Genomic DNA, 8,957 nt, shown 5'->3' with positions numbered 1-8,957 from the left:
TGAGAATGTAGAAATTTTAGACACAAAAGGTGACTACTCAAAAATTTTATTTACTGATGGTAAGATTGGCTGGGTAAAAAAGGATAATCTTGTCAAAAATTAGAGCTTTATTTTTTGCTATTGAGTTTGTTATCAGCGTTATTCTTGTCGTCTTTTTTATGTGGCTATTTAATGATAAAAATAGAGCCATAAGAAAATTTTGGGGAAGATCGCAAAGGTTTTTTGGTGGATATAAACTTGAAGTGATAGGCAATTTTAGTGATGAGGCAAATATCTTACTCATAAACCATCAAAGTATGCTTGATATCATTGTCATCGAAGAGCTACACCCAAAAAATGTCTGCTGGATCGCAAAGGCACAGATTGGTAAAATTCCTATAATTGGTAAAATTTTAAGCTTACCAAAAATGATAGCGGTTGAGCGTGAAAATAAACATTCACTAATAAAGCTTTTAAGTGAAGCAAAAGATAGGGTTGAAAATGGTCGCGTTTTAGCAATATTTCCCGAAGGAACTAGATCTCAAACCAATAAACTTTTGCCTTTTAAGGGTGGCGCAAAATTATTAGTTGAAAAACTAAATTTAAAAGTCCAGCCTATCGTTATTGTAGGAAGCGATGCGATGAAAGTAAAAGAATTTAGCTTTAAAAAAGCAGATATCAAGCTCTTTTGTCTTGATTTAGTCGATACTTCAAAAGACAACTGGCTAGAGACGACTAGAGAGAGTATGCAAAAAGTCCTAGACGAAAATAGAAAATAAATTTGGCTTTGCAAATTTACAAAGCCCCCTGCTTCTATATCATTATCTATAAAAATTTGATTTTATATACTAGAAATTTTTATCAATAAATTTAAAATGGTCTAGCGGGAGCTAGACCTAAAAATATTAGCTTAAGAGGTAAGCTTTCAAGTCCTAAAGACACTAAGTTTTGAATTTAATGCATCTGTCATCTTGTTTAGATGTTCTGCTGCTGAAGCTATCTCTTCAACACTTCTAGCATTTTCAGATGAAATTTGGTTGATATTTGAGATGCCTTCCATGATTTCATTTACATTTTTGCCAGTTGCGATGTAGTCTTGCATAGTCTTATCAGACATTGCTATGGCGTTATTCATTGTCTCACTCATAACATTTATAGTTTTTTCAACGTCGCTTGCCACGTGAGTTAGCTCTTGGATCTGTTTAGAGTTGATACCCATTTGCTCACTGCTATCATTGATCGCTTGAACGATGACATTGATAGTTGCATTTATCTCAGTTAAACTCTTTTGAGTCCTCTCAGCTAGCTGTCTAACTTCATCAGCAACAACGGCAAAGCCACGTCCATGCTCACCAGCTCTTGCAGCCTCGATAGCTGCGTTAAGTGCAAGCAAATTTGTCTGATCAGCTATATCGTTGATAACAACAAGGACTGATTTTACCTGCTCGGCATCACGGCTAAGCTGATCGATCTTATCAGCCATTTGATTTTCTACATTAGCAGAGTCAATAATCTGCGCTGATAGTGATCTTATAGCTTCAGTTGCCGTTTTTATATGTGTGCTTGCTTTTTGAAGGTCATCTTTGCCAGCTTGAGCTACCGCTAGAGATTCTTTCATATTTTCTTGCATTACTTTACATCTTTGATTTGTCTCTTCCACTATTTCAGTTGATTTTTCTACACGTTTGCCTGTTTGAAGAGATGTAGAACTAAGCTCATTTGCAACGGAGCTATTTTCGCTTGAAAGGTGCTTTGTATCACTTATTAATACCCTTATTCTTTCAATAAAATCATTTATATCTCTACTTATCTTAGCTATCTCATCTTTACCATAAATAGGAATTTTAATTGTAAAGTCCGATGTTATCGCATTTAAATTTGTTCCTAGTCTATCGATAGGACTTGCAACCATCTTTTTAAGTAAGAGCATCGAAACAGCTATCAAAAGTAAGGTAACTATGATACTTGCTATGATGAAATTTTTACTAACTACTTTTAGTGGTGTTAAAAAATCATCAGTAACAGCTGAACCTAAAACCATCCAGTCTAGTTTATCAAATGACTCAAAAGCAACTATGCAGTCAACCCCATCAATTATAATAGGCTCAATACCCTTTCCTTTTTTAACAATATTATCCATAGTAGTTTTTAATTCACTACTTAGCTCTTGATTTGCCTTAGTTGGATGAAAGTCAAATTTTCCAGTTTTAGTATTGTAAAGAGAAAAATATCCATGCTTACCAAGTTTCATCTCAGAAAAAGTCTTTTTCATATTGTTTAATCCCTCGGTAGGATCATAACCAACAAATAAAATTCCTATTACCTCGTTATTTTCAATAATAGGATCATAAATACTCATATAGTTGCGTCCAAATAAATTTACAACACCTATATACCTCTCTTTATTCATGATATTTTTATAGGCTTGACCGTTTTTGTCAATCATCGTACCAACAGCTCTACTACCATCAGCCTTCGTCACCGATGTACTAACTCTTAAAAAATTATCACCCGATTTTGCAAAAATCGTTGAAATTCCACCTTTTGTAGCTTTATTAAATTTATCCAGAATATCGTAGTTGTTGTTTAAAATACCATTTTGAGATATTAGATCTATCGCCTCGTATTTGTCAGTCTTGCTCATCTGGTGATTAGTTGAAATTTTTCCAATCATCTCTTTAAAAACACTCATTATTAGCTCTGCACTACTTACATTATCTTTTTCAAATAATTTAACCGTATTCATAGCAAGCTGGACGTTTTGTTCTACTGTTGTAAGCACACCATCTTTTATCTCGCGCTCTAAAATATTTGATGTATATACAACAAAACATGTCATAGATACTGCCAAAACCGTAGCAATCGTTGCTGAAACTTTTACCAAAATGCTTCGTAAATTCATTTTGTCTCCTTTTTCTAAAAATTTTCGCCTTGATTATAGCACTATTTTAAATAAACTTTATACAAAAATGCATAATTAATAATAATTAATAAATTATCATTATTATTTTATTCATAAACTATAACTTTTTTGAAATCATTTTAAAAAATTAATTTAAAAATCTTGATAGTAATGCTATCAAGGTTAAGTATATTTTTATCACTTTGTGTTATAATCTGCCAAAAATTTTAAAACAAGGAAAAGAAAAATGGCAGATAAATTTGAATTTCAAACCGAGGTCAATGACCTTTTAAATTTGATGATCCACTCTCTTTACTCAAATAAAGAGATATTTTTAAGAGAGCTCATCTCAAACTCAAATGACGCTCTTGACAAGCTAAACTACCTATGCTTGACCGATGAAAAGTATAAAAGCTTAAGTTACACTCCAAGGATTGATATCAAAGTAGATGATAAGGCTAAGACTTTAACCATCAGCGACAATGGTATCGGTATGGATAAGGACGAGCTTATAGCGAATTTAGGTACCATTGCAAGAAGTGGCACAAAAGGTTTTATGAAAAATTTAAGCGGCGATGCAAAAAAGGATAGCTCGCTGATCGGTCAGTTTGGTGTTGGCTTTTACTCAGCATTTATGGTGGCAAACAAGATCGAGGTCATAAGCAAACGAGTACTTAGCGACAAAGCCTATAAATGGACATCTGATGCAAAAAGCTACGAGATCGAAGATGCCCAAAAAGATAACTTTGGAACGGACATCATATTACATTTAAACGATGATGAGTTTGCAAATTCTTGGCGTATCGAAGAGATAGTCAAGAAGTATTCAAATCACATTCCTTATCCGATATTTATGGATAAACAAAGCTATGTTGCTCCAAAAGAAGGCGAAAAAGAGGGTACTTATGAGACTAAAAATGAGCAAATAAACAAGGCAAATGCGCTTTGGAGGCTAAATAAAGCTAGCCTTAAAGAGCAAGATTATAACGACTTTTATAAGCAAATTTCACACGACAGCAGTGATCCGCTCCTTTACATCCACACAAAAGCTGAGGGTAAGATCGAGTACTCAACGCTATTTTATGTGCCAAGCACCGAGCCGTTTGATCTCTTTAGAGTTGATTATCAAAGTGGCGTAAAGCTTTATGTAAAAAGGGTTTTCATAACTGATGATGCAAAAGAGCTTTTGCCGCCATATTTAAGATTTATCAAAGGCGTAATCGATGTTGAAGACTTGCCACTAAACGTTAGCCGTGAAATTTTACAAGAAAATGCGATCATGAGAAGTGTCAAAGAGCAAAGCGTGAAGAAAATTTTAAGCGAGCTTGCAAAGTTAAAAGATAACGACCGAGAAAAATACATAAAATTTTACAAACTATTTGGCAAGGTTCTAAAAGAGGGACTTTACGGATTTAACGCAGAAAAAGAGCAAATTTTAGATCTTTGTCTATTTAAAAGCTCAAAAAGAGATGGACTTATCAGCCTAAAAGAGTACAAAGAGGCAATGAAAGATGATCAAAAGTCGATCTATTATATCAGCGGTAATAATGAAAATATGCTAAGAAATTCGCCACTTCTAGAGAGCTTTAAGAAAAACGACATCGAAGTGCTTATTATGGATGAAGAGATTGACACGATCGTCATGCCAATGGTAAATGAATTTGACAAAACACCTCTAAAATCAGTCTCACACGCTGACATAAACGACGAGATAAAAAGCGATGAGAAGGTCGATGAGAGCAAGGTTGCAAATACGCTTGTTAAAATGAAAGAAATTTTAAAAGATGAAGTCAAAGATGTAAGACTAAGCTCAAGACTCTCAAGCTCGGCTGCGGTGCTAATTTATGATAAAAACGATCCTGATTACGCTATGCAAGAGATGTTAAAACAAATGGGACAAGGCGTAAATGCTCCAAAAGTTAAACCGATCTTGGAGATCAACGCTGATCATGAAATCTTTGCAAAACTTGAGAAAAATGAGGCGATGGTTTATGACATAGCGCCTTTGCTTCTTGATATGGCAAGGCTAAATGAGGGCATGAGCCTAGAAAATCCTGCTAAATTTTCAGAGCTATTAACGAAAGTCATGTTAAAAGCTATCTAAATTTATAAAGCCCAAGAGAAATTTTGGGCTTTAATCTACTTCTATAAATTTAATTTCCTATATTTATTATCTTTATTACGGTAAAAATTTAATTGTGTAAGCTAAATTTCCCACGCCAAAAGACGTGGGATAAAATTTACGCTATCTTGGTAGCGTCGATGATGTTTAGATCAAGTCCTAGATCTTCGACAGATAGTCCAAGTGCAAGACCTACAAGCTGAGATAGGTGAATGATTGGCTTTCTCACGTTTGAGTGGTTTTCATCTTGATATCTCTCTTGGTAGATGTCAAGTTGCATTTGACAAAGCGGGCATGGTGTGACAACTACGTCAGCGCCGTTTTCATCGGCGTTATTTACGATCTGGCTTGACATTTTCCTTACAGATGTGCCGGCTGGATAGCTAGCGTGGAAACCACAGCAGTCAAGTCTTTTCTCAAATGGTACAATAGTAGCACCAAGCGCGCCTACAACGGTTTCAAAGCTCTTTGGATTGACTGAGCTTTCCCTGTTGTGAAGATCTTTTTCAGGCCTTAGACTGTGGCAGCCATAAAATAGCGCTACTTTTAGCCCACTAAGTGGCTTAACAACCTTTGCTCTTAGCGTTTCTACGTTTTGATAAAGCACCCAAAGAAGGCTTGTGATCTCGGTTGAGCCATTATATTTCATATTGCCCTCAGCCAAGAAAGTATTTATGCGGTCCTTTGCACCCTTGTCAAGTGTAGTTTTAGCTCTTGTTAAAGTTAGCATACAAGTAGAGCATGTCGTAAGCATCGGCATATTCATCTGCTCTGCAAGCGCTATGTTTCTAGCATTTGCCACAAGCGTAGCGATAGGATCGACGTCTTGTGCTTGTTGGGCACCACAGCAGCTCCAGCCCTTTATCTCATGAAGCTTCCAGCCAAGTATCGGAGCGATGGCCTCAAGCGACATCTTAGCCTCTTTAGCTGCTTGAGAGAGTACGCATCCTGGGAAAAAAGCGAATTCGTTTTGCATAGTTACTCCTTACTAGCAGCTTTGCGAGCCGCATTTATCATTTTTACTAGATCATCATGTCCTTCTATGTCCTCTTCGCCGAAAATATGAAGCGGATTCATCTTACCTGCAAGCATTAAATTTGCAGCGATATCCATTTTGCCCATATTTTTAAACACTCCCTCAGAGCGAAGTGCAAGCTTGATCTCATTTAGTCTGCCTGAGCCATCAACTAGATCGGTTAAGAATGCCTCAGCGTGATCTGGCCCCATGCCATCATCAAAGCCTTTTTGTATAGCCATAATGCGAAGATCAGTTATATCTTTACATGCACTTATACCTTTTGGACAGCGATCAGCGCACTCTTGGCACTTTACACACATCCAAAGGCCATTATCGATAGCTGGTTTTAGATGCGGCATAGGATCTTTACTGCGTGAGTCAAATGCCGCTCTATAAGCATGTACAAATACAAATGGTTGCATATAATCGCTCGCATCAGCTTCAAGCTTATTACACTCACTAGCGCACGCTCCGCAAAGTATGCAGTCCCATTCAAGTGCTACTTTTTCATACTCTTTTTGACTTTGCTTACAGCCTTTTTCTGCGCTAAATTCTGACTTAGCAGTGATGCTAGGCTTGATCTTGCGTAAATTTTCAATACTTGGTTCCCAGTCCACCATGAGGTCTGAGATCACTTTGAAATTTCCAAGTGGAGAAATTCTTATGCTCTCTGGATTGTCATACTCTGCCAAAAGCTCATTCATCTTTGTATCACAGGCTAGATATGAGTGGCCATTTACTCTAACAGCGCACGCACCACATATCGCTGAGCGGCAAGATGCTGTGAAATTTAACGTCGCATCCTTTTTTTGTTTGATATCAAGAAGCACTGTTAAAAGAGTTTTGCCTTTGATCTCTTCATTTGTTAGCTCATAAGTTGATTCATATTTTTTAGTTCCGTCAAAGCGGTCGATAATAATTTTCATCCTAGCTCCTTACTCTGGCTTCTTGCCGTCAAGTGAAAATATGCCTGTCACAACGTCTTTGTAACTAAGCTCAAGCTTGCCGTCTTTTAGTGTGACTATGCTGTGTTTTAAGAAATTTACATCATCTCTTTTTGGATAGTCCTCTCTTGTGTGAGCGCCACGGCTCTCAAGACGATTTTGCGCTGCAAGGCATGCTGCACGAGAAAGAAGTATAAGGTTGCCAAGCTCGACATAGTCAGTAAATGCTGTGTTCATGACTGGGTTTTGATTTGGCACTTTAAGGGTGTCATATTTTGCTTGGATAGCTTCTAGGTTTTTAGAAAGCTGATCAAGTTTTGCGCCAGTTCTAAAGATACCCATTAGATCCCAGTTGTTTTTACCAAGCTCTTCACGAAGTACATACATATCATTTACACCACCCTCGCCTGTTGCTATGGCTTTAAATTTATCTTGCCACATTTTTGCTAGCTCAGAAGTTTTCTTGCCGCTTGCAAATTTTGCATTTTGAGCGTAAGCGCCAGCACCCTTGCCAGCTAGATCGCCAGTTACAACTGCGTCAGTTAGACTGTTTCCACCAAGACGGTTTGCACCGTGGATAGATACGCAAGAAGCCTCACCACCTACATAAATTCCAGGGATTTTTGTGCTCATATCATCAAATTTTGCTACCTCTATGCCACCCATTGAGTAGTGAGCTGTTGGACGGATAGGCACTGGTTGCTCGATTAGATCGATATTTTGGAAAAGCATGGCTGTGTGGCGAATTTTTGGAAGCTTTTTCATAATAGTATCTTTGCCAAGGTGGCGAACGTCACAAAGCACATAAGCGCTCATTCCCTCACCAAAGCCTCTACCCTCGCGAATTTCTGTCTCGATCGCACGAGCGACGACGTCACGAGGAGCTAGCTCCATCTTTTCGTGATAGCTTTTCATAAAGCGCTCGCCCTTGTTGTTTAACAAGTATCCACCTTCACCGCGAGCAGCTTCAGTGATTAGTGTGCCACCATTTTGAACGCCAGTTGGGTGAAACTGAAGCATTTCAGGATCTTCAAAGCCAAGACCTGCTTTAAGCGCAGCAGCGATACCATCACCAGTTGCTATAAATGGAACTGATGTGCGGTTATAGAAAATTCTAGTGTAGCCGCCAGTTGCGATGACTAGAGATTTGCAAAGAACTGGGTAAATTTGACCATCTTGAATGTTGCGAAGAACGACGCCTTCAATCTTGCCATCCTCAAGACCGATCTCAAGCAGCTCATGATCCATTAGAAATTTAACGCCAGCTGTGATAGCGTCATCAAGACAAGCATGCATCAAAATGTGGCCAGTTTTATCAGCCGCGTAGTTACAGCGCTTTTTGCTAGCGCCACCCATGAAGCGAAACGCAACATCACCATTATCTTTACGGGACACGTCGCCATTGTCTATACGAGAAAAGAGCATGCCATTGTGGTCTAGCTCGTGGATGACTGCGCCTGCTGCCTCGCAAAATTTCACAACTGCATCTTGATCAGCAAGATAAGCCGCACCTTTAACTGTGTCATAAGCGTGAAGCTTGAAGCTATCGCCATTACTAAAGTCAGTAACGCCGTTTATTCCACCCTCTGCCATACAGGTCGCATTGCGAGATGGCATCATTTTTGTAGCAACAACGACGGTTGAGTTTGGATATTGCTTGCGAACGGCTGTTGCTGCACGAAGTCCAGCACCGCCAGAGCCGATTATTAGCACATCAACAGATGGCAAGCCACTTTCATTGCCTTTTGGCAACTCACCAGCAAAAACATTGGTCGCACCAGCCGTTGTAGCTAGCGCACCTACGCTGATACAGGCACTTTGTAGAAATTCTCTTCTGGTAAATTTTTCACTCATTGATAACTTCCTATCTTAGTAAATTTTTAGCGTTTAAAACGCACCGCCAGTTTATTTCTTAATATTTTTTAAAACAACTACATTAATTAAATAATTAATAATGAAACATTACATTAAATTTACTTAAAAGAAACATAA

General features: G+C 38.0%; 6 protein-coding genes and 2 pseudogenes. 3 read left to right on the top strand and 5 right to left on the bottom strand.

Going from position 1 to position 8,957, the window contains the following annotated elements:
- Both F3G69_RS09605 and F3G69_RS08765 read left to right on the top strand, forming a co-directional pair.
- A partial coding sequence (locus tag F3G69_RS09605; protein WP_316342457.1) for an SH3 domain-containing protein occupies nucleotides 1-103 on the top strand: 103 nt, incomplete at its 5' end.
- Nucleotides 84-758: a lysophospholipid acyltransferase family protein gene (locus tag F3G69_RS08765; RefSeq protein WP_223155903.1), complete on the top strand. Its 675-nt coding sequence runs from the start codon at nucleotides 84-86 to the stop codon at nucleotides 756-758. The genes F3G69_RS09605 and F3G69_RS08765, both read left to right, overlap by 20 nt.
- 146 nt (nucleotides 759-904) lie before the next feature.
- Here F3G69_RS08765 and F3G69_RS09660 read toward each other — a convergent pair.
- Both F3G69_RS09660 and F3G69_RS09655 read right to left on the bottom strand, forming a co-directional pair.
- Nucleotides 905-1,957 (bottom strand): annotated as a pseudogene (locus tag F3G69_RS09660) (methyl-accepting chemotaxis protein); the annotation flags it as partial.
- A 27-nt stretch (nucleotides 1,958-1,984) separates the two neighbouring features.
- Nucleotides 1,985-2,818: pseudogene (locus F3G69_RS09655) on the bottom strand (Cache 3/Cache 2 fusion domain-containing protein); the annotation flags it as partial.
- Between the two features lie 310 nt (nucleotides 2,819-3,128).
- On the opposite strand from F3G69_RS09655, the gene htpG reads away from it, so the two are divergent.
- Nucleotides 3,129-4,985 (top strand): molecular chaperone HtpG, encoded by a 1,857-nt coding sequence (htpG, locus tag F3G69_RS08755; RefSeq protein WP_149715014.1) that lies wholly within the window; start codon nucleotides 3,129-3,131, stop codon nucleotides 4,983-4,985.
- Between the two features lie 136 nt (nucleotides 4,986-5,121).
- Here htpG and sdhE read toward each other — a convergent pair whose 3' ends face one another.
- The 3 genes from sdhE to sdhA are packed head-to-tail and all read right to left on the bottom strand — an operon-like array spanning nucleotide 5,122 to nucleotide 8,819.
- The gene (gene sdhE / locus F3G69_RS08750) at nucleotides 5,122-5,979 is read right to left on the bottom strand and encodes an 8-methylmenaquinol:fumarate reductase membrane anchor subunit (RefSeq protein WP_087585917.1); all 858 of its coding nucleotides are present in this window, start codon (nucleotides 5,977-5,979) and stop codon (nucleotides 5,122-5,124) included.
- A 2-nt stretch (nucleotides 5,980-5,981) separates the two neighbouring features.
- Complete coding sequence (gene sdhB / locus F3G69_RS08745; RefSeq protein ID WP_149715013.1) at nucleotides 5,982-6,947, bottom strand: 8-methylmenaquinol:fumarate reductase iron-sulfur subunit; 966 nt, start codon at nucleotides 6,945-6,947, stop codon at nucleotides 5,982-5,984.
- Nucleotides 6,948-6,956: 9 nt separating this feature from the next.
- Entirely contained in the window at nucleotides 6,957-8,819 is a 1,863-nt protein-coding gene (gene sdhA / locus F3G69_RS08740) for an 8-methylmenaquinol:fumarate reductase flavoprotein subunit (RefSeq protein WP_149715012.1), read from the bottom strand.
- Nucleotides 8,820-8,957 lie beyond the last annotated feature (138 nt).

This window comes from Campylobacter concisus (genome assembly GCF_902460625.1).
GTDB classification, from domain to species: Bacteria; Campylobacterota; Campylobacteria; order Campylobacterales; family Campylobacteraceae; genus Campylobacter_A; species Campylobacter_A concisus_AD.
The sequence above is the reverse complement of the archived record's forward strand: the minus strand, read 5'-3'. Positions and strand labels throughout refer to the sequence as shown.

Coding starts and splice junctions, on each gene's coding strand:
- sdhE (WP_087585917.1), bottom strand. CDS start 5,979: ATGCAAAACGAATTCGCTTTTTTCCCAGGATGCGTACTCTCTCAAGCA.
- sdhB (WP_149715013.1), bottom strand. CDS start 6,947: ATGAAAATTATTATCGACCGCTTTGACGGAACTAAAAAATATGAATCA.
- sdhA (WP_149715012.1), bottom strand. CDS start 8,819: ATGAGTGAAAAATTTACCAGAAGAGAATTTCTACAAAGTGCCTGTATC.
- htpG (WP_149715014.1), top strand. CDS start 3,129: ATGGCAGATAAATTTGAATTTCAAACCGAGGTCAATGACCTTTTAAAT.